The 23,746-nt window shown below is 46.0% G+C and carries 19 protein-coding genes and 1 pseudogene; 5 read left to right on the forward strand and 15 right to left on the reverse strand.

Going from position 1 to position 23,746, the window contains the following annotated elements:
* Nucleotides 1-31: 31 nt before the first annotated feature.
* The 8 genes and pseudogenes from BUQ89_RS05425 to chrA form a co-directional block, all read right to left on the reverse strand.
* Nucleotides 32-256, reverse strand: coding sequence for an MIP/aquaporin family protein (locus BUQ89_RS05425; RefSeq protein WP_028461348.1), 225 nt, complete (start codon nt 254-256; stop codon nt 32-34).
* A 70-nt stretch (nt 257-326) separates the two neighbouring features.
* A complete protein-coding gene (locus BUQ89_RS05430; RefSeq protein ID WP_028461347.1) occupies nt 327-1,178 on the reverse strand; it encodes an SDR family oxidoreductase in 852 nt (283 codons plus the stop codon).
* Nucleotides 1,179-1,294: 116 nt separating this feature from the next.
* Entirely contained in the window at nt 1,295-2,407 is a 1,113-nt protein-coding gene (tal, locus tag BUQ89_RS05435) for a transaldolase (protein ID WP_028461346.1), read from the reverse strand.
* A 70-nt stretch (nt 2,408-2,477) separates the two neighbouring features.
* Nucleotides 2,478-3,272, reverse strand: a pseudogene (locus tag BUQ89_RS13215) (IS5 family transposase).
* 119 nt (nt 3,273-3,391) lie between these two features.
* Nucleotides 3,392-4,795 (reverse strand): glucose-6-phosphate dehydrogenase, encoded by a 1,404-nt coding sequence (gene zwf / locus BUQ89_RS05450; protein ID WP_028461344.1) that lies wholly within the window; start codon nt 4,793-4,795, stop codon nt 3,392-3,394.
* A gap of 21 nt (nt 4,796-4,816) precedes the next feature.
* On the reverse strand, nt 4,817-5,833 hold the full coding sequence (gene gnd, locus BUQ89_RS05455; RefSeq protein ID WP_028461343.1) for a phosphogluconate dehydrogenase (NAD(+)-dependent, decarboxylating): 1,017 nt from the start codon (nt 5,831-5,833) through the stop codon (nt 4,817-4,819).
* 81 nt (nt 5,834-5,914) lie between these two features.
* Nucleotides 5,915-6,562, reverse strand: coding sequence for an ROK family protein (locus BUQ89_RS05460; protein WP_051537569.1), 648 nt, complete (start codon nt 6,560-6,562; stop codon nt 5,915-5,917).
* A gap of 415 nt (nt 6,563-6,977) precedes the next feature.
* Nucleotides 6,978-8,330 (reverse strand): chromate efflux transporter, encoded by a 1,353-nt coding sequence (gene chrA / locus BUQ89_RS05465; RefSeq protein ID WP_036572925.1) that lies wholly within the window; start codon nt 8,328-8,330, stop codon nt 6,978-6,980.
* A 219-nt stretch (nt 8,331-8,549) separates the two neighbouring features.
* On the opposite strand from chrA, the gene BUQ89_RS05470 reads away from it, so the two are divergent.
* The 4 genes from BUQ89_RS05470 (at nt 8,550) to BUQ89_RS05485 (ending at nt 12,701) form a co-directional block, all read left to right on the forward strand.
* A complete protein-coding gene (locus BUQ89_RS05470) occupies nt 8,550-9,647 on the forward strand; it encodes a Kelch repeat-containing protein (RefSeq protein WP_245812909.1) in 1,098 nt (365 codons plus the stop codon).
* Nucleotides 9,648-9,928: 281 nt separating this feature from the next.
* The gene (nudF, locus tag BUQ89_RS05475; protein ID WP_028461339.1) at nt 9,929-10,531 is read left to right on the forward strand and encodes an ADP-ribose diphosphatase; all 603 of its coding nucleotides are present in this window, start codon (nt 9,929-9,931) and stop codon (nt 10,529-10,531) included.
* A gap of 21 nt (nt 10,532-10,552) precedes the next feature.
* Entirely contained in the window at nt 10,553-11,932 is a 1,380-nt protein-coding gene (locus tag BUQ89_RS05480; protein ID WP_036572923.1) for an NfeD family protein, read from the forward strand.
* Nucleotides 11,933-11,942: 10 nt separating this feature from the next.
* The gene (locus BUQ89_RS05485; RefSeq protein ID WP_028461337.1) at nt 11,943-12,701 is read left to right on the forward strand and encodes a slipin family protein; all 759 of its coding nucleotides are present in this window, start codon (nt 11,943-11,945) and stop codon (nt 12,699-12,701) included.
* A gap of 442 nt (nt 12,702-13,143) precedes the next feature.
* On the opposite strand, the gene BUQ89_RS05490 is transcribed toward BUQ89_RS05485, so the two are convergent.
* From BUQ89_RS05490 to gyrA, 7 genes are all read right to left on the reverse strand, one after another.
* Complete coding sequence (locus BUQ89_RS05490) at nt 13,144-14,016, reverse strand: prephenate dehydrogenase (RefSeq protein WP_143071230.1); 873 nt, start codon at nt 14,014-14,016, stop codon at nt 13,144-13,146.
* Between the two features lie 23 nt (nt 14,017-14,039).
* Entirely contained in the window at nt 14,040-15,056 is a 1,017-nt protein-coding gene (gene aroF / locus BUQ89_RS05495) for a 3-deoxy-7-phosphoheptulonate synthase (protein ID WP_028461335.1), read from the reverse strand.
* Nucleotides 15,053-16,171 carry a histidinol-phosphate transaminase gene (gene hisC, locus BUQ89_RS05500; RefSeq protein WP_028461334.1) on the reverse strand — a complete coding sequence of 373 codons (1,119 nt, stop codon included), beginning with the start codon at nt 16,169-16,171 and terminating at the stop codon, nt 15,053-15,055. The genes aroF and hisC overlap by 4 nt, the downstream gene beginning before the upstream one ends.
* A gap of 103 nt (nt 16,172-16,274) precedes the next feature.
* Nucleotides 16,275-17,345, reverse strand: a complete 1,071-nt coding sequence (pheA, locus tag BUQ89_RS05505; protein WP_028461333.1) for a prephenate dehydratase — start codon at nt 17,343-17,345, stop codon at nt 16,275-16,277.
* Between the two features lie 30 nt (nt 17,346-17,375).
* On the reverse strand, nt 17,376-18,575 hold the full coding sequence (locus tag BUQ89_RS05510; RefSeq protein ID WP_028461332.1) for a 3-phosphoglycerate dehydrogenase family protein: 1,200 nt from the start codon (nt 18,573-18,575) through the stop codon (nt 17,376-17,378).
* Nucleotides 18,568-19,662, reverse strand: a complete 1,095-nt coding sequence (serC, locus tag BUQ89_RS05515; RefSeq protein WP_028461331.1) for a 3-phosphoserine/phosphohydroxythreonine transaminase — start codon at nt 19,660-19,662, stop codon at nt 18,568-18,570. Before serC ends, BUQ89_RS05510 begins: the two co-directional genes overlap by 8 nt.
* Nucleotides 19,663-19,730: 68 nt before the next feature.
* Nucleotides 19,731-22,277, reverse strand: coding sequence for a DNA gyrase subunit A (gene gyrA / locus BUQ89_RS05520; protein WP_028461330.1), 2,547 nt, complete (start codon nt 22,275-22,277; stop codon nt 19,731-19,733).
* A 296-nt stretch (nt 22,278-22,573) separates the two neighbouring features.
* Between gyrA and BUQ89_RS05525 the strand changes: the two genes are divergently transcribed.
* Nucleotides 22,574-23,746, forward strand: coding sequence for an aspartate aminotransferase family protein (locus tag BUQ89_RS05525; RefSeq protein WP_028461329.1), 1,173 nt, complete (start codon nt 22,574-22,576; stop codon nt 23,744-23,746).

The raw sequence follows: 23,746 nt of genomic DNA on the forward strand, positions 1-23,746 counted from the left end.
TGAACTACACCAGCGCGTAGAGTAACGCATCTCATTTCGTAATCTTTCCCAGGCGAAAAAATGTCAAAGTCACGGCTGGGTTGAAATGTGGGCTGGGCTGGCGGCCCAAGAGAGAGTAGATGATTCCAATGGTGGTCAAACCCATCGCTAATCCAATGATGATACGACGCAAGTCGCTATCAGTGATTGATTCACGCAGAAGATAGTCGGGAGATTCCAGAAGGATCATTGAAATTCCGGCCATGATCATGAACATGCTTGGGCTCCAGCCGTCTATAAGGTACTCATGCCAGTATCCCCTTAGTGTGCCTGTAGCAGATTCATTCTCAACCACCTTCGGCGAAGCCTGGGTAGAGCGTCATGCCACCATCTACAAATAGACTGACGCCAGTAATGTAGTCAGCATCGTCAGAAGCGAGCCAAGCTACCACGCGAGCGATATCTTCGGGTTCTCCGATGCGCTTATAAGGGATCAGTTCCATCAGCTTATCGTAAGCTTCCGCAGTTTTCCAAGCTAAACGATTAATTGGCGTACGGATGGCACCGGGACAGACGCTGTTGACCCGTATACGATAGGGCGCGACTTCCTGGGCGATGCTCTTGTTCATCAGCATGACGCCGCCCTTGGAAGCGGCATAATTAACGTGGCCGGCCCAAGGGATGACTTCATGTACCGAGCTGATACTGATAATTTTTCCGGCGGCATTGGATACTGCCGGCACCACACCACGACGCTTAAACTCACGAATCGCCTCGCGTGCGCATAGAAATTGGCCGGTGAGATTCACGTCGATGACTTTTTGCCATTGCGCCAAGGTCATTTGGTCGAAAGGCGCGTCCTGCTGCAAGCCAGCGTTGTTCACCAGAATATCGATGGTACCAAAAGTCTCAATTGTCTGCTGGAACATGGCCTGTACCTGATCCTCACGCGATACATCTGCCTGAACAGCGATAGCATGGCCACCGCTGGCTTTGATAGCTGCGACCATCTCATTGGCGGCATCTTCCGAGCCAATGTAATTGATAGCCACATCGGCGCCCTCCTGAGCGAGGTAGATGGCTATATTTTTACCGATACCAGAAGTCGCACCGGTCACTAAAGCTTTTTGTCCTCTTAGCAGATTGCGGTGCGGGCAGTGCGGCATTACGACATCAGGCAGTTGTTCGTTGGTAGCCATTGGGGGTTTCCTGTGTTTGTGCAAGCAGTGCTTAATGGGGGTTAGCTTAAAATACGTTACCACTAGTTGGCAAAATATTTCGTTGTATAGTTAACCAAGTGCTTGTGTGGCGGCCGTCATGATTTAGTTGCACCCAAGTGGGTTTGCGCCAATACAGCACATTTTGAAGTGATGCAGGCCATCAGACTATTCCAGGATTTTGCAAAAGACTGCTCACCCTCTTGCTGAAGCCGTGCAGCGAGTGCAGCGAGTGCAGCTTCATTCACCCCTGCTTGCGCAAATTCAGCAAGCACAGCCTCGGCATTGCCACCATCCAGAGGTAGAGTGCGCCCAACGGTACCGTGTTCAGCAAAAGCTAGCAGGGTCTTTTCGGGTATCGTGTTAACGGTATTCGATGCGGCGAGTGCTTCAAGATAAAGTGTGTCCGGCGCGTTAGGGTCTTTGGTGCCGGTGCTGGCCCACAGCAGGCGTTGTGATCTTGCGCCGGCGTCAATCAATTTTTGCCAGCGTGGTGACGTCAATAATTCACGATAAGCTTTATAGGTACGCATGGCAATAGCAATACCGAGACGGTTGCGCAGTGTTTCGGACACTTTGGCCTGAATAGCGACATCCCAGCGGCTGATAAAAAGCGAGGCTACACTGGTTACTTTGGGATCAAGCCCGACAGCGAGGCGTCGTTCTATGCCGCGCATATAGGCTTCGGCTGCAGAAATGTAATGCTCGCGAGAGAACAACAATGTCACATTTACCGGCACGCCTGCAAAGATCACTTCTTCTATGGCCGGTATGCCGGCTTTGTTGCCGGGTATTTTAATGAAAAGATTTTTGCGGTTTGCTTGGGCGTAAAGTTGTATTGCCGCTTGAATGGTGTCTGCTGTGTTATTTGCCAGCAGAGGAGATACCTCCAGTGATGCCCAGCCATCGACACCGCCGGTAGTGTCATGCACGGAACGAAATAGATCGCTAGCCTGCCTCAGGTCTTCCAGCGCCAGTTCGAAAAAAGGGGCTTCCCCGGATTTTCCGGCAAGCGCTTTCTCGCGAATGGCAGCATCATAAAAATCGCTATTCCGGATCGCCTGATCGAAGATACTGGGATTGGAGGTTAAGCCTGTCACGGAAAGCTCGTTGATATAGCGGGCCAGTGTGCCGTTTATTAGCAGCCCACGGGTGATATTGTCAAGCCAGATGCTTTGGCCAAGTTCGTGCAGTTGCTGCGTGGTCTTCATGATGACTCCTATTGAATATAAATATAAAATGCAAATTTTTCTTTAGATATAATAGTCATGAGATATTTATTCAGAGGGCAATACATCTGGTTTGCATAGTGGCGGGGAATGAAGCAGTATTTTTGGCGTATCCTGTGACGATGCGGTGCCATCTCTTGAGATGGAGGAAAGCATTTTCAATAAGATTATGGGATTCTTCGTCGTAAGATCTTTGTGTGTGCGATTCTTCTTTGAGGGAATTGCGATTTCCATATCCTGCCTCCTTGCCTATTCAATAATTGCATTGCTGTCATAACCACAATTTACCAGTAAATGATTCGCATCAAGTCCTTCGATCAAGCGATCAGTCTGCGTGCAATCCATTGTGGTACCCTGTGCAATAAAAATACTGACCGGCATACCATGCACATCTATGGCCAGATGTAGCTTAGTGTTGAGTCACCTTTTGTGCGGCTCATGTTCTGGTTGCCACCCTTGGCCCCTGCGAAATAGGAGTGAGCCTTGCAGTGGCTGGCTTCAATCACCAGCCATTCGTAACCCGGATCGTCAATCAAGACTTCCAGTCTTTTTCCCAGATGCCCTTGTCGCGCTAGTGGATAAAGCGGCGGTGTGTATTGCTTTGAGACCTTTGCAAAAGCCCTCACCATAAGTTTTTGACTGTTGATTATAAAGGATTAATTTTTCAACTGTAGGGGTTTTGCAAAGGCCTCGCTTTAACTCCCGTAATTCGGCGACAAATCCCGCTGCGGTACGCCCGTCTCGTGCGCATAGTCTAGAAAATGGCATTAATGAAGGGATAGTTATCTCTAGCTATGCTTCCCCAAATGCCTTGATGGCCAGGCAAATGGGTCTTAAGCGGCCCGATACGAGGTGAATGTCATATGTGCTCCTTTTGCTTTTACAGGGATCTCATATTTTTCATTTCATGACTATATTATTTAAGGCATCAAGCAAGATAGAAAACACTGCTACCGCTCGGTATCGTTATGCGCCTACGTGTCCGGGGCCGGGATTATGCCAATTACCATTTGGAGCGATCAACACGTCAGCTGCTCCGGGTCCCCAGCTGTAGGGCTGGTAGAGGTGAACCGGGCAATGTGATGTAAGAACTGGGTCAACCACTGCCCAAGCAGCTTCAACCGCGTCTTCGCTAGCAAAAAGTGCGCCATTACCCGCCATGGCATCGCTTAGTAGCCGTTCGTAGGGTGTTTCGGTTTCCCGCCTTATGATTCGTTCGCCACCCAGATAGAGTTCATGCTGGTCGCCGACGAATTCTTTCCCTTCACGTTTAACGCGCGCGGCAAGTGCGATACCGGAATTGGGAGAAAGCCAGAAACGCAGATAGTTTGCGCGTCCACTCGTTGGTTGCGAGTCGGCGAATAACTTTGATGGTGGCGGCTTTAGTTGAATTAGAACCTCGGCAACCGACTCACGCATGAATTTGCCAGAACGTAAATACCAGGGCACACCCGCCCAGCGCCACGAATCGATGAAAAGCCGCAGGGCACAAAAAGTTTCCACATCGGAATCCGCTGCCACCCCGGGTTCTTCTCGGTAGCCAATGTACTGGCCACGTACCAGATCGTTTGGTTTCAATGCACACATGGCTCGAAACACTTCGGCTTTCTGTGTATGCACGGCTGCATAACCTCTGTATGAAGGCGGCTCCATTGCAAGCAGAGCGACGATCTGAAAGAGGTGATTTTGCACGACATCGCGTAAACACCCAGTGGTTTCATAAAACGCACCGCGCTCATTTACTCCAAAATCTTCAGATAAGGTTATCTGAACGCTATCTATATAGTTGCGGTTCCAGATCGGTTCCAAAAAGGAATTGGCGAAACGAAAATAAAGAATATTCATAATCGCTTCTTTTCCCAGATAATGATCGATGCGTAAGATCGATTCTTCCGGAAACGCTGATCGTAGTGCACAATTTAGCTCATGTGCCGTGGCTAGATCACGACCAAATGGCTTTTCGACGATGACACGCGCATTTTTTGTACAACCGGATTTTGCCAGTGCCTGGACAACCGTTCCAAACATGCCGGGATGAATTGCCAGGTAATGTAGCGGGCGTATAGCGCCGTTAAGTGCCAGTTTTAGCTGGTCGAAGGTTGCCGCATCTTGGTAGTCACCATCGACATACTGTAATAGTGCCGATAGCCTGGTGAAGGCATGTTCATCAACGCCGCCATTATGTTCCAGACTATCGCGCGCATGCTCACGTAGTTTATCCAGCGTCCAGTCAGAGCGCGCAACACCAATGATCGGCACATTAAGATCGTTGTGTAGAATCATGGCTTGTAATGCGGGGAATATTTTTTTGTAAGCCAGATCTCCGGTAGCGCCGAAGAAAACAAATGCGTCAGAATGCGGTATATTCATGGCATATTTTTGTCTCTACTATTACTTAATCGGTTTTTCCGTATGGCCACCGAACTCATGGCGCATGGCAGACAGTATTTTATTGGCGAAATCCGCATCACCGCGCGAGCTGAAACGTTCATAGAGCGCAGCACTCAAAACCGGGACAGGTACGGCTTGATCAATGGCAGCTTCGAGCGTCCATCGTCCTTCGCCCGAATCAGACACACGGCCGGAGAAATCCTTTAAATCAGGATCAGACAGCATGGCGATTGCGGTGAGATCCAGTAACCATGAACGAATTACGCTACCACGGCGCCAGACTTCAGCGATCTCGCCCAGATCCAGGTCATACTGGTAATACTCCGGATTACGTAGCGGTGTTGTTTCAGCATCAACATCATGGTCACGTTTACCGACATTTGCATGATGCAGAATATTCATGCCTTCGGCATAAGCGGCCATGACACCATATTCAATGCCGTTGTGCACCATTTTGACAAAATGGCCGGCGCCATGCGGTCCGCAATAGAGATAGCCTTGCTCAGCAGTGCTGACGCGTGGTTGTCTGCCTGGCGTGAGTGAGGCTGCGTCAATTCCGGGTGCAAGCGTTTCGAAAATCGGCGTGAGCTGCTGTGCAACCGCTTTATCACCGCCGATCATCAGGCAGTAGCCATTCTGTAGACCGGTAATACCACCACTTGTTCCAACATCCAGGTAATGAATCCCACGCTGTTTCATTTCCTTACCACGCCGGATATCATCATGATAATGCGAGTTACCACCATCGATGACGGTGTCAGCGTCCTCGAGAAGCGGCAAAAGTTTTGTCAAAAACTGATCAACCCGCGCAGCAGGAATCATCAACCAGATTGTGCGTGGTCTTTCCAGTTGAGCGACCAAATCTTCTGGCGATACTGCTCCAGTAACACCTGGATATGCGAGTTTTTTAACAGCATCGAGATTAACATCGTAAACCACACACTCGTGACCTCCCTGCGACAACCGTTGCACCATATTGGCACCCATACGCCCCAGACCTATCATGCCGATATGCATTTTAATCTCCTTGTTTTAATTAAATAAAAATTGAAACAATTATTTCTGATGCGATACCTTTTTTGCTGTGTAGTATTTCCGTCAGGTTTCCCAGAGCCGGAAGCCGCCCGTGAATGCATCGGCATTGTCACCTTTCCGGCAGCCAGTTGGCAAATCCTTCAGATTCCTGATGTTACCGCCCCCAAGCACTGTCTCGTCGGGTAGAAGAGCCGCCGTCAATTGCTCGATTACATCGGTAACCTGCCTACGCCATTTCTTTTTACCCATGCGCTCCAGTGCATGAGCGCCCACATAATCTTCGAATGTGCCTTTCTTGTAGGGCAAATGAGCAAGTTCCATTGGAACGATGGTGCTGTCCACAATCAAAGCAGAGCCAAGGCCGGTACCCAATCCCAGGAATAGCATCTTGCCGCCGTGATAGCTGCCTAATGCTTGCATGGCTGCATCATTGATAATCTTTACTGGTCGTTCGAGTGCATGCTCAAAGTCGAACGTTATCCAGCCGCTTGCCAGATTGTGGGGTTCAGCTATTGGCTGATTGTGTAGAACTTGGCCGGGATAACCGATAGATATGACATCATATCGCCAGTCATCACTCAGTTTCTTTACGCGCACGACCATTTGCTTGGGTGTTAATGTTGGCCCGGAAGAGAATTCACGATGAGCGATTTGTTTGCTCATGAGAATCTTGACGTGGGTTCCACCGATATCAATGACGAGAATACGCATTATTCTAATTAGTTATCTTTAAGAGTAATATAGACGGATTATTCGCATGCAGCCATCGGCTATTTTGATAGATTGTACTTTCTAGACTGTATGTAATCACGAAGATGGTTTTTATATTCAATTCTTTGTCCCTAATCATGTCGATTCGCTTGCAGCAGTTTGGCAATCAACCCTGTCCACCCGGTCTGATGTGAAGCGCCGAGAACACGTCCATTGTCGCCGTGCAAAGGTCTCAACTCATGTATTTTTTCCTTACAAAAAATCAAAAGTCATTGCTCTTCTACAGTAAGAATTTGTTTTTTATAGATAATTTACTCCAGTCAATGCTATTTTTTTCAGCGGAGCCGTTTTTTTTCCATTCGACAAGTCCATGCGATACCAATTTATAGTATGCGCCGCTTATTTATTTTGTGGTCTATTTTTCCAACAGGTTTAGTATCATTACCCATAGCATACCCGTGAGTGCACATGTCATGATTACTTTCATGATATCTGTTTTATATCGCCATAAAGCCAGAAAAGCGATGATGGTTACAATGAATGGGAAGTAGTGAAATGTGCCTGCAAAAGGGGCTGTTGTCGTGCCTTGTGGCCAGAAGGTATGCCAGGCAAAAAATACTGCGAGATTGAAAATAACACCCACTACAGCAGCCGTGATACTGACCAGTGGTGCAGTAAATTTGAGTTCATTGCGTGTCGCTTCTACTAGTGGGCCGCCCGCCAGGATAAACAGGAAAGATGGCAGAAAGGTAAAAAAGGTTGCGATACCCGCGCCTGCGATACCCGCAATAATAGGATAATCAGATACATTTTTGGCGACGCCACCGAGATAGCCTATCCAGGTTACTATCATGATCAAGGGCCCTGGCGTTGCTTCACCCAGCGCCAGCCCATCCATCATTTGTGGGCCAGTCAACCAATGATAATGTTCAACGCCGCCCTGATATACATATGGCAATACGGCATAAGCGCCACCAATGGTTAAAAATGCGGCCTGGGTAAAAAAACGGCCTAGCTCCAGGAGCGCCGGTTGATTGCTGATGCTAAGCAAAGCTATTAGCCAGATCGCTATGAAAATAAGGATGGTCAGGCTCAATTTACGCCAGGAAAATTTCGCATGCGCGGGTGTCGGGGTATCATCATCGATGATGGCCGGGCCATAGGCCGCGTTGCTTATATAATGCCCGTTATTATTCTGGAACTGAGCGGGTGCAAATTTGCTGCCCACTGCGCCAAAGATCGCTGCTGTTAAAATGATCCATGGGAAACCGATGTTGAGCAGGAAGATTCCGATAAAAGCGAACATTGCGATGCTCCATAGCATTGCATTTCTCAGTATGCGTGAACCAATGCGCCAACCTGCAAACAACACAATCGCGACAACTGCCGGTTTGATGCCGTAGAAAACACCTTGTATTAGCGACGTATCTCCGAATGCAAGATAAATGCCCGCCAGTACGGATAACAGGATAAATGCCGGTAGAAAAAACAATATGCCGGCCACGATCGCGCCATATGTACCGTGCATCAGCCAGGCGATGTAGATTGCAAGCTGTGTTGCCTCCGGACCCGGTAACAACATACAATAATTGAGCGCATGCAAGTAGCGCTGCTCTGAGATCCATCGCCGTTTTTCCACCAGCTCCTGATGGATGATTGAGATCTGTCCCGCAGGCCCTCCAAAGCTGATAAAACCCAATTTTAGCCAGTACCTGGTCGCCACACTCAAAGTCACTGGCGCAGGGGATATTTGCTTTTCATCGATCATCTTTTCGCTGCTATTATGCCTGTCAGAATTATTCACGATATGATACTGCCCGGTATCTGCTTTGGGTAGGTTGATTGATAGCCGTTATGAATATAGAGGGGTGTTTGAAATAATATTTCTGACGACTTACCTCGTTATTTATTAACCTTAGCTGCCCAGCTTTTGTTGTAAGAGGGATCAAAGAGTGCATCGTAATTAGCTCCATGAACGGAGTGGGTCGTGCCCCTGATCATTGCACTTGGTAATGCTTGCTATATTCTGGGCTGGAACAGTATACTGAACTTCTGTTCACTGAGAGGGGGGGGGGCTTTTTCCGTGCTAACGTCAAAATTCTCTTTCATCGTATGTGTTCTTTTCCTGCTTTTCATAAATACCAGTCAAATTCTGGCCGAATCTTCCAGTGGCTTATGGACTACAGGTGCGTCTGCGCCGACTGAACGAACAGAGGTGGCTGCCGCTGCTGTTGAGGGCAAAATTTATGTCACAGGCGGTTTCAGTAGCGAGTTGAGCATAAGGAATGCGCTGAATCTGGCGATTAGTCGCGCAGTGGAAGTATATGATCCTATTTCAAATACCTGGTCCCTGGCTACGCCGCTTCCGGAGGGCCGCCATCATGCGGGTATTGCTGTTCTAAATGGTATGTTGTACGTAATCGGTGGGTTTACCCAATCTTTTCTATCCGTGTGGCACGCGGTTCCAACTGTTTATCAATACAATCCGACGACTGGCCTGTGGAGTGAGCGCGCGCCGATGCCGACAGCACGCGGTGCACTAGGCATCGCTGTCTATCAGGATAAATTATATGCCGTGGGGGGCTATGATGGAGAGAGTAATCCTGATGTGGTAGAAGTTTTTGATCCACAAACGAATACCTGGTCTTCTGCCGCGCCATTACCGACGCCACGGGATCACTTGGCCATCACGACCGTGGGGTCCAGAATTTATGCCATCGGGGGACGATTAAATCTGGACTATAGTCAGAATCGGAACACCGTTGAAGAATATAACCCTGAAACGAATCAATGGCGATCGCGTGCTAGTTTGCCGACTGCCCGTAGTGGAATGGCCGCAGGCGTGATCGATGATCGAATCTATGTTTTAGGGGGTGAATCCGAAGAAGGCACCTTTGCGACAAACGAAATGTATATTCCTAATACAGATCACTGGCATGTGATGACTCCGATGCCAACAGCACGTCATGGATCGGGTGCAGCGGTGGTTGATGGTCGGTTGTATATCATGAATGGTGGACCGACGCCAGGGGGATCTTTTAGCTCGGTCAATGAGGTTTTTACGCCGCCTGCCTTATTGCACTAGATGTAATTTTTCTGATACGAGCCATCAAACAAGGCATTCTGCTCTTACGTGCCTTTTAAGAAATGGCTATGGATGATCAGTCGCCGGTGTGACTGAATGTACGGTAGACGTATCATTGGTTGTCATTCCATAGGGGTGCGATAACGATATCAGAAAAGCTGAAATCTGCTGAGTAATAGCCGATAGTAATCTCTTGAGAATGATTAGATCAGTGTATCTGAGCAGAAATTCGTTTAGTTCGCTGCTTGTATATTTTGATGCTTGGCCGCGAGAGAGGGGACATGATCAAGAGAAATGTAGAAGTGCTTGAAAAAACGATCTGCTATGAAGGTTTTTTTCGCTTGGAACGTTATTGCTTACGTTATCGCTTGTTCAATGGTGATTGGAGCCAAGCGGTCGTACGTGAATTATTTGAACGAGGGCACGCTGCGGCCGTGTTGCCGTATGACCCGTTCAGAGATGAGGTGATCTTGATCGAACAATTCCGGATTGGTGCCATGACGGAACCGAATGGGCCATGGCTAATGGAAATCGTGGCGGGTATTGTTGAAGCAGGTGAAACGGGCATTGATGTAGTTAAACGGGAAAGCATTGAAGAAGCCGCCTGTACTATTGTAACGCTGATTCCTGTATATGATTATCTGGTGAGTCCTGGTGGTACAACAGAGCGCGTTGCTTTATTTTGTGGCAAGGTAGATACTACCCAAGCAGGTGGTGTGTATGGTGTAGCAGAGGAAAACGAAGATATCAGAGTGCATGTTATGACCGTGGACGCAGCCTTAGCGCTGCTCAACGCGGGTAAGATCAGATCGGCCAGCGCCATTATCGCACTGCAGTGGTTAGCTTTAAATCGGAATCATGTTCGTATGTTATGGTCAACATAATAACAATCATGGGGGATGGTCATGTGGCGCTGCATACATCATCGAATACTGCGATATCACGTTATTATTCTCTTGGTCATTTTCTGTTGGCCTCTTGTATTGTTTGCACAGGGCGGAGGTCATGCCTTGTGGTTAAGTATTGATGGTGCAATTGGACCAGCCAGTCATGATTATTTAGAACGCGGTTTTCATAAAGCGGCTGAGAAAAATGCCCAAATGATTATCATCCAGATGGATACGCCCGGTGGTCTGGATGCATCAATGCGTGGAATCATCCAAGATATTATCGCTTCACCCATCCCTGTTATTACCTTTGTGTCACCTGGCGGTGCCCGTGCCGCGAGTGCCGGGACTTATATTCTTTATGCCAGCCATATTGCGGCAATGGCTCCCGCGACTAATCTGGGTGCTGCAACACCGGTTCAGATCACGGGCTTTCCTGGGAGCGATTCATTTGATGAACAGCCGGAAGGAGCTCATGATCAGGAATCAGCTCGACAGGATCACCTGACAAATAAGATCATCAATGATGCGGTCGCTTACATCCGTGGACTGGCGCAGATGCGGGGACGTAATGCGGAATGGGCTGAAATGGCTGTCAGGCAGGCTGCCAGTCTGACAGCGGAAGAGGCGATAGGAGAGGGGGTGATCGATCTGATCGCAACCGATATTTCGGATCTATTGTCCAAAATTGATGGGCGGACAGTTAATGTACTGGGGCAAGAAAAAGTGTTGTCAACCCAGCATATTACAGTGCAACGTTTTAAGCAGGATTGGCGCACACGTCTATTATCCGTGATTACGGATCCTAATGTGGCTTACATTCTGATGCTGATCGGAATCTATGCTTTAATTTTTGAGTTTTCTAATCCAGGGGCGCTATTACCCGGTGTTGTTGGCGCTGTTTGCTTGCTGTTGGCTCTGTTTGCTTTCCAGGTGTTGCCCATTAACTATGCAGGATTGGCGCTGATATTACTGGGTATTGCTTTTATGTTGGGTGAAGTATTTGTGCCGAGTTTTGGAGCGCTGGGTATTGGTGGCATCATTGCTTTTGCTATTGGATCTGTCATGTTGCTGGATACGGGTGTGCCGGGTTATGGTGTTTCTGTACCACTGATTGTTTCATTTGCATTACTGAGTGCAGGATTTTTTATGCTAGTGTTGGGAATGGCCATAAAATCACGACAGCGCCCGGTAGTCAGTGGTATAGAGGCGCTTATGGAACGCGTCGGCGAAGCTACTGAAGATTTTGATCAGCAAGGCTGGGTTAGAATTCATGGCGAACTATGGAAAGCACGGACGAATAGCCCGCTTAAACGAGGACAGAAAGTGCGAGTAACGACATTAGATGGCTTGATTTTAATAGTGGAACCCGCTACGGATCATTTAAAGGAGAGTTAAGATGAGCTCAATGACGATCATTTTTTCTATGCTAATCATTATTATTATCTTTTTAGCTAGTGCTTTCAAGGTACTGCGCGAGTATGAGCGTGGTGTCGTGTTTCAGCTGGGGCGTTTCTGGAAGGTTAAGGGCCCGGGGCTCGTTATTGTCATTCCGATAATTCAGACCATGGTGCGCGTTGATTTGCGGACCATTGTCATGGATGTGCCAAGTCAGGATGTTATTTCACGGGATAACGTTTCGGTGAAAGTCAACGCTGTGCTTTATTTCCGGGTTATTGATCCTGAAAAGGCAATTATACAGGTCGAAAATTTTGATATTGCGACTAGCCAGTTAGCACAAACCACATTGCGTTCTGTACTCGGTCAGCACGAACTGGATGAAATGCTGGCCAGCCGTGATAAACTTAATCAGGATATCCAAAAAATTCTGGATGAGCAGACAGACGCGTGGGGTATCAAGGTAGCCAATGTTGAGATAAAACACGTTGATCTCAATGAAAATATGATCCGAGCCATTGCAAAACAGGCAGAAGCCGAGCGGGAGCGGCGTGCAAAAATTATTCATGCCGAAGGTGAATTGCAGGCCTCACAACATTTATTAGAAGCATCGCAGGTATTAGCCAAGCAACCTCAGGCATTACAGTTACGTTATCTGCAAACGCTGACGGAGATTGCGGGTGAGAAAAATTCTACGATTGTTTTTCCGTTACCCATGGAAATGGTAGCATCTCTTCAGACAATTCTTAAAAAACAGGCAGATAAATAGGTGATCATTATTCCCAGAATATACTGTTTTTTACTAGGCAGAATTCAGATTCTGCCGGGTAAATGTGAACGGTAATCTGATATATTGATTTAGATTTTATCCAATGATGATCATTCTTTAGGAAGATTGTCAGTTCAAATTTGAGCCAGGCTTTTCTGGCGAGGTCGATTGTTCGATCGTTTGCTCAAATGGCATAATCGAGATCATGTCATATTTCTATACGATTTCTTTCAATGATCGCCAGATTAAATCAAATCATTACGCAACTGGAGAATTTTCGGTGAAGCCCAGCTGTTTAGCCGTATGATGTCAATATTTGTTATAACTAATTAAGTAAATTTAGGTAGCTTGTTGCTAAGCGTATTGAATGTAACGCTATTTGTCGAGTTTGTCTGAAAGTGTCAGATTGAATCTGTATCTGGGAGAAACTATTCTAGTACAATCAGATTTTATCCTTGAACCAGTTTCTTCGTGCTTCCCGTGCCTCAGAAAACAAATCCTTCAATGCAGGTCCGTTACTATCCTCCAGCATTTTCTGTAAAGATGATAATGTATGCTGATAAGCATCAATTTGTGTGAGTAATGTTTCACGATTGGAAAAGCAGATATCATGCCACATTTCTGGAGAACTGCCGGCAATGCGGGTGAAATCTCGCAGGCCGCTGCCTGCAAAACGGAGCAGTTGATCTGGATCGTTTCCAATATTGGTACAAAGATAATTCATGAAAGTGAATGCCAACAGATGGGGGAGGTGGCTGGTCGCAGCAAGCAGCCTGTCATGTTCATCCGCCTGCATTTCTGAAACCTGAGCGCCGCAACCTTGCCACAGCGCTGTAACCCGAGCTAAAGCAGTATCGCTGGTCTCTTCCAGTGGGGTGATGATTAAATGTTTATTATGAAACAAGTTGGCTTGTGCGGCATTGACGCCACTGTGTTCTGCACCGGCAATGGGATGGCTGGGGACAAAGTTCTTTAAGTGCTTGTCGAGATAGGTACGTGCGGCAGCAATGACATCTTGCTTGGTGCTGCCTGCATCGGTTATAACGGTTTCGGGTTGAAGATAGGGTGCGATTTTTGCCATGATATCGGCAGTTTGTCCTACGGGCATGGCTAGTAGAACAGCATCCGCATCTTGCATGGCCAGTGCGGGATGATGAGCAATTTCATCTATGACTCCCAGATCAAGCGCACGTTGCATATTCGCTTGGCTGCGGCCGATACCAACGATCTGTTTAACTAAGCCAGCCTGACGTAGCGCGAGTGCAAAAGAACCCCCGATCAGACCCACGCCGATAATGACCAGCTTATTAAACATCGGGTTTATCATATCTGCCCTGGTTATATGGTTCGTCCGATGACTCCCGCAATTCCCTTCAGGGATGCCATGAGGTCTTTAAGTTCCTGCGGGTTGAGTGCCTGATCCGCATCGCACCAGGCTTCACATGGATTGGGGTGCATTTCTATTAAGAGGCCATCGGCACCTGCCGCAATAGCAGCACGCGCTAATGCAGGAACCATCCATGACTTACCACCAGCATGGGAAGGATCAACGATAACAGGCAGATGTGTTTCTCGTTTCAGGACTGGAATGCAGGTCACATCCATGACATTGCGATAAGCGGTTTCAAAAGTACGAATACCACGCTCACAGAAGATAATATTGTGGTTGCCACCGGCGGCAATATATTCTGCGGCCATTAACCATTCAGAAATTGTTGCTGACAAGCCGCGCTTGAGTATAACTGGTTTACTAATGCGCCCCACTTCTTTCAACAAATCAAAGTTTTGCATGTTGCGGGTGCCAATCTGTATGATATCCACATCGTGTTCGAGAAATGTGTCCAGCATGCGAACATCCATTAATTCAGTGACAATGGGAAGGTTATACTTGCTTGCAGCCCGGCGAAATATTGTTAGTCCATCTTTGCCTTTTCCCTGGAAGGTATAAGGGCTGGTACGGGGTTTGAAGGCTCCACCTCGCATTAAACGGCATTCTGCGGCAGCGACAAATTGTGCGGATAAGTCCATTTGCTCCTGTGTTTCTACCGAACAGGGACCACCGATGACCTGGATTTGTTGGCCACCGATTGGGATACCGCTGACATCAATGACTGAGTCCGTTGTCTGTGATTCACGCGATACGATTTTGTATTGTTTGACGATGTGCATGGAATATTCAACGCCCGGTAAGGAATCGAATAGTTCGGGAGCAAGCTTGCTTTCATCACCAATAGCGCCAATCACGATACGGCTGGTGCCGCGTGAGATATTGACTCCATGTCCAAAATCCTGCAGTTTTTTTGTAATCGTACCGATTTGCTCCTCGGTAGCATCCTTATTCATTATGATGATCAAGCTAACTCTCCAATTGCACGCTCAAGTGATTTTAAAAATTTTTGATTTTCAGATTCCAGTCCAATCGTAACCCGAAGGTGTTGCGGCATTTCGTAAATACCGAGAGGGCGCACGATAACGCCTTGCTGCAGGAGGCTTTGATAGACTTTTTTTGTATTTGCGACATCACCTTCGACACGAAAACTGAGAAAATTCCCAAAAGAAGGAATATATTCAATCCCAAGTTGACGCAGCCCATCGGTCAGGTGCAACATGCCTGTTCGATTAAGTGCGTACGACCGCTCTACAAATTCAGTATCCTGTAATGCTGCGAGCGCACCGGCAAGTCCGATGCTATTGACATTGAAGGGCTGGCGTACCCGGTTCATCAGATCCGCGACATCAGTATGCGCTAATCCGAATCCAACACGCACACCTGCAAGACCATATGCTTTGGAAAAGGTACGGGTAATTATCAAATTTGGAAAACGTTTGAGCCAGCTGATACTGTTTCTTTTATTGGCTTCAGGCAGGTACTCATTATAAGCCTCATCTAAAACTACCAGTACGTCCCGAGAAACACGCTCCAGAAAACGCAATAAATCATCTACTTCAGATAGCGTGCCAGTAGGATTATTGGGGCTGGCAATAAATACAATCCGTGTTTCGGGTGTAACCGCATCCAGCATAGCTGCCAGGTCATGTCCATAATCTCTGGCTGGAACGGAAATACCGTTGGCCCCAATTGTTTGCACGACTAACGGATAAACTGCAAAAGCATGTTGTGAATAAACAGCTGCAGCTCCGGGTTTTAGAAATACGCGTGCTGCAAGATCGAGAATGTCATTAGAACCATTGCCCAGTATAATCTGATCGGTATTCACACTATAGCGCTGAGAGATGGCCGCTTTTAATTCAAAACCACTGCCATCCGGATAGAGTGAGATCTGATTGAGCGCATTTATCATTGCTTCGCGTGCGAGGGGACTTGTTCCGAGAGGATTCTCATTGGATGCAAGCTTAATCACGTTATGTTCATCCAGTCCTAGTTCTCTTACTAACTCAGAGATGGGTTTGCCAGGTTGATAAGGCTGGATTGCGCGGATATATTCCGGAGCAAAATCACAAAGATTCATAAGGTTCAATTCGTAAACAGTAGAGAAATGGAAGTAGGGAGAAAATAATTTAATGCTGGATTATGGGCATGTTCAGTTATGATCCAGCTTTTTTAAATATGCGTTATGCTACAGGATAAGATCCGAATATCTTTAAGAATGTTGCTTTCTTACGTAGTTCTTGAAGTGCAGTTACAACATTCTGGTTTTCCTGGTGGCCTTCAATATCAATAAAAAATACATATTCCCACAGCCCGGTACGTGATGGACGTGACTCGAGGCGACTCATGCCGACACCATATTGGGCCAGTGGCGCGAGTAGTTCATGGATTGCGCCAGGGCGATTATTCGTCGAAATGACCAGTGACGTTTTATCTTTACCGGAGGCCGCGATATTTTGTGTTCCAATGACTAGAAATCGCGTCGTATTTTTTGGATCATCTTCGATATTTTCGGCACAGATAGCCAGTCCAAATACATCAGCTGCTCTTTTGCTTGCAATTGCGGCCGCATTTTTATCTGCTGCAGCTAATCGAGCTGCATCGGCATTACTGGGTGCATTGATGCGTGCAGTATCTAATAAGTGAGGTAAATTTCTGTGCAACCATTCGTGACACTGAGAGAATGATTGCGGATGCGAATAAATTTTATTAATTTGTGAAAGTTCAGTATGCTGGGCCATCAGATATTGATGTATGGGTAACTGAATTTCACCGCATACAATTAATGGTGTTTGTAACAATAAATCCATCGTTCTGCCAATTGCACCTTCAGTAGAATTCTCTATCGGTACGACGCCATAACCTGCTGCCCCTGATTCTACTTTACGAAAGACTTCATCAATTGAATCACACGCTGCTGTCGTGATAGCGTTACCAAAACGTTTTAAAGCTGCTTCTTCAGAGAACGTTCCACGTGGACCTAAATAGGCCACAGTTATGGGTTCTTCCATGGCACGGCACAAAGACATAATTTCAGTAAATAGCTGAATAATACGTTCATTTGCGACAGGTCCGAGATTGTGTTCCTTTAAACGCTCCAGTATCTGGGCTTCCCGGTCAGGACGATAAATGATGCCACTCTTTTTTTTCTGTCCAATCGCTTGTGCAAGTTTGGCACGCTCATTTACCAGCTTGAGTAATTCATTGTCAATGGTGTCAATCTTGTCGCGTAAGTGTTGGAGTTCTTCAGTCATCGAATATAATGATATCTGGCTTAACAAAAATTATTGAATCAAAGTGGGCAGGTAGCGTGTCATGAGAACACCAGGTATCCTGGCAAGATCATCGATTACCTGTTGGGGTACCATGCTGTCGACATCCACTAACGTGTAAGCCATTTCTCCACGTGATTTATTGGTCATATTGTGTATATTTAAATTAGCTTTTGCCATACTGGTAGAGATTTGTCCCAGTAGATTGGGAACATTGGCATTAGCTACTGCTACTCGATAAGGTGATTCACGTTCCATTGTGATATTAGGAAAATTAACCGTATTAGTAATATTACCATTCTGGAGGTAATCTACGAGCTGATTCGCTACCATCACAGCGCAGTTTTCTTCTGCTTCCAGAGTAGATGCGCCTAAATGGGGTAAGGTAATAACTGCCTTGTGGTGCAGTAATTTCTGACTTGGGAAGTCGCAAACATAGTATTTGATTTTGTGATTCTGGAGGCCTGCCAAAACTGCATTTTCATCAATAACGCCGCCACGTGAGAAATTCAGCAAAATCGTATCTGGTCTCATGCTGCTCACGTTTTCTTCATTAATAAGATGGCGTGTTGTATCCAATAATGGAACATGCAGTGTAATAAAATCACTGCGACGTATAATTTCTTCAATATCTTGTGCTTTTTTTACTGCTGACGATAGGCTCCAGGCAGAATCGATTGTTATCTTGGGATCATAACCGATGACTTTCATGCCCAGTTTAAGTGCCACATCCGCTACGAGTCTTCCGATTTCACCCAAACCAATAATGCCTAACGTGCGCCCAGGTAATTCTATGCCAGAAAATTGTTTTTTTTCCGCTTCAGCTGCTTTGTGTAAGGTAGCATCATCGCCTTGCAAATGCTCGGAAAAGTGTAGTGCGGGCACTAAATTTCTTGCCGCCAGTAGCATTCCGGCCAGCACCAGTTCTTTGACTGCGTTGGCATTGGCTCCTGGAGTATTGAACACAGGGATGCCCCGGGAACTCATATTCGTAACGGGTATATTATTAGTTCCGGCTCCTGCACGTCCTATTGCTAGGACGCTGTCCGGGATATGCATTTTCAGCATATTATGTGAGCGTACAAGGATAGCATCCGGGTTAGCACTAGTATCGCTCACCTGATAGTGATTTGCCGGGAAGCATTTCAATCCTCGGGGTGAAATCTGATTAAAGGTCCGGATATTGAAGATCTTGTGTTGACGTTCAGGCATGATTACTTGCAAATTCCTTCATAAATGCTACCAGTTTCATGACACCTTCAATGGGCATTGCATTGTAAATTGAAGCACGCATACCACCTACGGAGCGATGACCTTTTAACTGGATCAATCCGTGTGCCTGAGCCTGCTTCAGAAATTCACTATCCAGAGCCGGATTTTTTAATGTGAAAGGCACATTCATATGTGAACGATCAGATTTGGTAACGGGACAGTGATAGAAATCATTCGTATCAAACAAATCATATAAAAGATTAGCTTTGGCAATATTGCGTTTTTCTATTGCGGCCAGTCCACCTAAATTCTTTAGCCATTCGAATACGAGCCCGGTAATATACAAAGCATAGGTTGGTGGCGTGTTGTACATGGAATCATGATCCGCATGTACCTTGTAATCAAACATAGTGGGTGTCCCCGGTATAGGCATTCCCAACAAATCTTCACGTATGATCACTATGGTCAATCCTGCGGGTCCCATGTTTTTTTGTGCACCCGCGTAAATCAATCCAAACGAAGCCACATCTAACGGGCGCGAAAACATACTTGAAGACATGTCCGCAACGAGTGGAATATTATTGTTTGAATGAGTTAATTTAGGTGTCCAGTTGAATTCTACTCCTCCAATGGTTTCATTCGGTGTGTAATGAACATAGGCTGCATTGGAATCAAGCTGCCATTTATCTTGAGCTGGTGCATAAGTGAAGTTTGCATCTTCTGAAGAAGCTGCAATATTGACAGTACAATATTTTTTTGCCTCATTGATTGCTTTTTGAGACCACTGACCAGTATGAATATAATCCGCTGTTTTTTTGCCGCGCAATAGGTTCATTGGCACCATGGCAAACTGACTGGAAGCGCCTCCTTGCAAAAATAATACTTTGTAATTATGAGGTATCGCAGCCAGCTCACGTAAATCACTCTCAGCTTTTGCAGCAATAGACATAAATTCTTTGCCGCGGTGACTCATTTCCATAACGGACATACCACAGCCATGCCAATCCAGCAGCTCATCGCGCGCCTGCTGCAAAACTTCCTGCGGTAACACGGCCGGTCCGGCACTAAAATTATATATATGATCCATTAAATTTAGATGCTGATATAAAAAAAGATAGAGGAAATATCAAGGTTATATATACTTATTATGCGTTATTATTCTTCGTCAGTTTCAACAACTCTCTCTAATCCGGCCAGTTTTTCGCCTTTATCCAGATTGATCAGTGTCACTCCTTGCGTTGCACGACTCATTTCGCGAACTTCATTGACGCGAGTACGGATGAGGACACCTCCTGTTGTAATGAGCATAATTTCATCATCCGGCTTAACCAATTTTGCAGTAACAACTTTTCCATTACGACTGCTGGTCTTGATGGCAATCATACCTTGAGTGCCGCGATTATGACGGGTATATTCACTAATGGGCGTGCGTTTGCCATAACCATTTTCAGTGGCAGTTAATACCGCCAGTTCTTCACTTTCGGCAACTAGCATGGAAATGACTTTATGTCCCGCACTGAGCTTCATTCCCCTGACGCCTCGTGCGCCACGTCCTACCGGCCTGACGTCATTTTCATCAAAACGCATTGCTTTGCCATTATCTGAGAATAACATGACATCATGTTTGCCTTCAGTTAAGGCAACACCAATAAGATAGTCACCCTCATCCAAGCCAATTGCGATAATACCGTTGCTGCGGGGTCGTGAAAATTCCGATAAGGCTGTTTTCTTGACGGTACCGAAAGAAGTCGCCATAAATACATAACGATTCTCATCGAATGATTTTACGGGTAAGACGGCATTAATTTTTTCACCCTCTTCCAAGTGCACCAAATTAACAATAGGTTTACCGCGAGATGACCGGCTGCCCTGTGGTACGGCATAAACCTTGATCCAGTACACGCGTCCGCGACTTGAAAAACATAAAATATAGTCGTGTGTGTTCGCAATAAACAGGTTGTCAATAAAATCGTTTTCCTTTGTTCCTGTGGCCTGTTTTCCTCGCCCCCCCCGCTTTTGTGCACGGTAATCATCTAATAACTGCGATTTAATATAACCACCGTGTGATAATGTGACGACCACATCTGCTGGTGTAATCAGGTCTTCCATGCTTAAATCCTGAGTACTGGTCACGATTTCACTACGACGTTTATCGCCAAATTGCTGTTTGATGGCCAGAAGTTCTTCCGTAATGATGGCGGTAATACGTTCCCGATTTGCGAGAATATCGAGGTAATCAAGAATTTTATCTATGATATCTTTGTATTCTTCAACGATTTTATCTTGTTCTAATCCGGTTAAACGCTGTAGACGTAATTCGAGAATCGCTTGTGCTTGTATATCAGACAAGCGATATCCTTTTGTTTGTAATCCAAACTCCGCGGTCAGGCTATCCGGACGAAGTGCTTTTGCATTTGTTGTTGCACGGGTGAGCATTTCTTTTATCAGTTGAGAATGCCATACTTTTGCCAGTAATGCCTCTTTTGCTACGGATGGTGTGGGGGAAGCCTTAATGAGGGGGATGATCTCATCAACGTTGGACAGGGCTACTGCTAAGCCTTCCAATAGGTGACCCCGTTCGCGGGCCTTTTTGAGTTCAAAAGTAATACGCCGTGTTACAACTTCGCGGCGGTGACATAGAAACGCATTCAGGATTTGTTTCAGATTCAGCAGTTGAGGCTGGCCATCAAGTAAAGCCACCATATTCATACCGAAGGTATCTTGCATCTGTGTTTCTTTGTACAAGTTATTTAATATTACCTCGGGTACTTCGCCACGTTTAAGTTCGATCACGACGCGCATGCCTGATTTATCCGATTCATCGCGTAAATCAGAGATACCTTCAATTCTTTTTTCCCGGACTAGTTCGCCAATACGAATGAGCAAATTGGCTTTATTTACCTGGTAAGGTAATTCGTCGACAATGATACATTGCCGGGTACCTTTATCCATATCCTCAAAATGCGTACGTGCCCGCATCACAACGCGGCCGCGACCGGTATGATAACCGTCTCTTACGCCAGCAATGCCATAAATAATGCCGGCTGTCGGGAAATCGGGTGCTTGAATGCTATCAATAAGCTCATCGATGCTGATTTCAGGATTTCCCAACAACGCGAGGCAGGCTTCTACCACTTCGTTCAAGTTATGAGGTGGTATGTTAGTTGCCATACCAACTGCGATACCCGAAGAGCCATTAATGAGTAAATTGGGGATTTTTGCAGGGAGAATTAAGGGTTCTTTTTCTGAGTCATCATAATTTGGACCAAAATCGACTGTCTCTTTATCGAGATCTATTAATAGTTCATGTGCAATGCGCGACATTCTGATTTCGGTATAACGCATCGCTGCTGCATTATCTCCATCAACTGAACCAAAGTTACCCTGACCATCTACCAGCATATAACGAAGTGAGAAATTCTGCGCCATACGAACAATGGTGTCATATACAGCCGTATCACCATGGGGATGATATTTACCAATGACATCACCGACTATACGGGCAGATTTTTTGTAGGAACGGTTCCAATCATTAGACAGCTCATGCATGGCAAATAATACTCGTCGATGTACTGGCTTAAGACCATCACGAACATCTGGAAGCGCGCGCCCTACAATTACACTCATTGCGTAATCAAGATAAGATCGCCGCATCTCTTCTTCAAGACTGATGGGCAAAGTTTCCTTTGCAAATTGATCCATTTTTATAATTATTTGAGAACAGTAAGTTGGTAGGTCATGATACAGGTATATCACTTTACAGGTGTTTTATAAATACCCACACATAATTGACTGCCTATTCTAACATGTTGCTATTATTTCTTTGTTAACTTTGATATTTTAAATACAATAAATTTGCTGTGAATCGACGGCCGAAGAAAAAAAGCTTGAAAAAGCAAGATAAATAGGTAAACATGCTAAATTATATAATTTAGCATGTTGCGACAACATTAATTGTCGTATTGCGCATACTTCTTTTGAAAATTGAGTACCGTCCTGTGTCAAATCTAATGAATACTTATTCACGACTTCCTGTTTCCTTTGTTAAAGGAGAAGGGGTGTGGTTGTGGGATAACCAAGGTCAGCGCTATCTTGATGCGCTTGCCGGTATCGCTGTGTGTGGGTTGGGGCATTGTCATCCAAAGCTGACAAAAGCGCTTTGTGAACAGGCCAAACGGCTGATTCATACTTCTAATCTTTATGGTATTGATAATCAGGAACAGCTGGCTACCAGGCTGGCCACATTATCGAATATGGATAATGTCTTTTTCTGTAATTCAGGTGCAGAAGCCAATGAAACGGCAATTAAGTTAGCAAGACTTTATGGGCATAACAACGGTATAGATTTGCCCACTATTATTGTGATGGAACGGTCATTTCATGGTCGAACTATGGCAACTTTAACAGCAAGTGGCAACCGGAGGGTGCAAGCTGGATTTGAGCCGTTGCTGACCGGTTTTGTAAGGGTTCCTTATAATAATCTGGAAGCAGTGACGCAGGTGGCGGTTAATAATAAAAATGTTGTTGCGATATTGGTTGAGCCATATCAAGGTGAAGGTGGTGTTAATATCCCGCAGGCACATTATTTGCAGGATCTGCGTAAAATATGTGATCAGCATGGCTGGCTGTTGATGTTAGATGAAGTGCAATGCGGAATAGGTCGAAGTGGAAAATGGTTCGCTTTTCAACATAGCGATATTATTCCAGATGTGATGACGTTGGCTAAGGGTCTGGGTTCTGGTGTGGCTATTGGTGCTTGTCTTGCTAGCGGCATAGCTGCTGAGGTGTTTAAGCCTGGTAATCATGCGTCTACTTTTGGTGGCAATCCGCTTGCTTGCGCGGCTGCACTTACTACATTGGATGTGATTGCAGAGGATAATCTTATCGAGCACGCCATGAATTTAGGTAACTTGATACGTGATAGATTAAAAAAGCAGCTTGCAGACGAAGCAGGTGTCGTGCAAATTAGGGGGCAGGGGTTGATGATGGGTATCGAACTCTCTATTCCCTGTGGTGAGCTAGTGAAAAAAGCTTTAGAGAAAAAATTATTGATTAATGTAACATCAGACAGAGTAGTGCGTTTATTGCCGGCGCTGGTAATGCAGCAAAGCGAAGCTGAGCAAATGGTGGATGCCGTCTGCTTGTTGATAAAAGAATTTTTTAGTGACTGA

Origin of the sequence: Nitrosomonas cryotolerans ATCC 49181 (assembly GCF_900143275.1) — a bacterium.
Classification (GTDB): Bacteria; Pseudomonadota; Gammaproteobacteria; order Burkholderiales; family Nitrosomonadaceae; genus Nitrosomonas; species Nitrosomonas cryotolerans.

Excerpts from the sequence above, each read along its gene's own strand:
- BUQ89_RS05425 (WP_028461348.1), bottom strand. The coding sequence starts at position 256 with ATGTTCATGATCATGGCCGGAATTTCAATGATCCTTCTGGAATCTCCC.
- BUQ89_RS05430 (WP_028461347.1), bottom strand. The coding sequence starts at position 1,178 with ATGGCTACCAACGAACAACTGCCTGATGTCGTAATGCCGCACTGCCCG.
- tal (WP_028461346.1), bottom strand. The coding sequence starts at position 2,407 with ATGAAGACCACGCAGCAACTGCACGAACTTGGCCAAAGCATCTGGCTT.
- zwf (WP_028461344.1), bottom strand. The coding sequence starts at position 4,795 with ATGAATATACCGCATTCTGACGCATTTGTTTTCTTCGGCGCTACCGGA.
- gnd (WP_028461343.1), bottom strand. The coding sequence starts at position 5,833 with ATGCATATCGGCATGATAGGTCTGGGGCGTATGGGTGCCAATATGGTG.
- BUQ89_RS05460 (WP_051537569.1), bottom strand. The coding sequence starts at position 6,562 with ATGCGTATTCTCGTCATTGATATCGGTGGAACCCACGTCAAGATTCTC.
- chrA (WP_036572925.1), bottom strand. The coding sequence starts at position 8,330 with ATGATCGATGAAAAGCAAATATCCCCTGCGCCAGTGACTTTGAGTGTG.
- nudF (WP_028461339.1), top strand. The coding sequence starts at position 9,929 with ATGATCAAGAGAAATGTAGAAGTGCTTGAAAAAACGATCTGCTATGAA.
- BUQ89_RS05480 (WP_036572923.1), top strand. The coding sequence starts at position 10,553 with ATGTGGCGCTGCATACATCATCGAATACTGCGATATCACGTTATTATT.
- BUQ89_RS05485 (WP_028461337.1), top strand. The coding sequence starts at position 11,943 with ATGACGATCATTTTTTCTATGCTAATCATTATTATTATCTTTTTAGCT.
- BUQ89_RS05490 (WP_143071230.1), bottom strand. The coding sequence starts at position 14,016 with ATGTTTAATAAGCTGGTCATTATCGGCGTGGGTCTGATCGGGGGTTCT.
- hisC (WP_028461334.1), bottom strand. The coding sequence starts at position 16,171 with ATGAATCTTTGTGATTTTGCTCCGGAATATATCCGCGCAATCCAGCCT.
- pheA (WP_028461333.1), bottom strand. The coding sequence starts at position 17,345 with ATGACTGAAGAACTCCAACACTTACGCGACAAGATTGACACCATTGAC.
- BUQ89_RS05510 (WP_028461332.1), bottom strand. The coding sequence starts at position 18,575 with ATGCCTGAACGTCAACACAAGATCTTCAATATCCGGACCTTTAATCAG.
- serC (WP_028461331.1), bottom strand. The coding sequence starts at position 19,662 with ATGGATCATATATATAATTTTAGTGCCGGACCGGCCGTGTTACCGCAG.
- gyrA (WP_028461330.1), bottom strand. The coding sequence starts at position 22,277 with ATGGATCAATTTGCAAAGGAAACTTTGCCCATCAGTCTTGAAGAAGAG.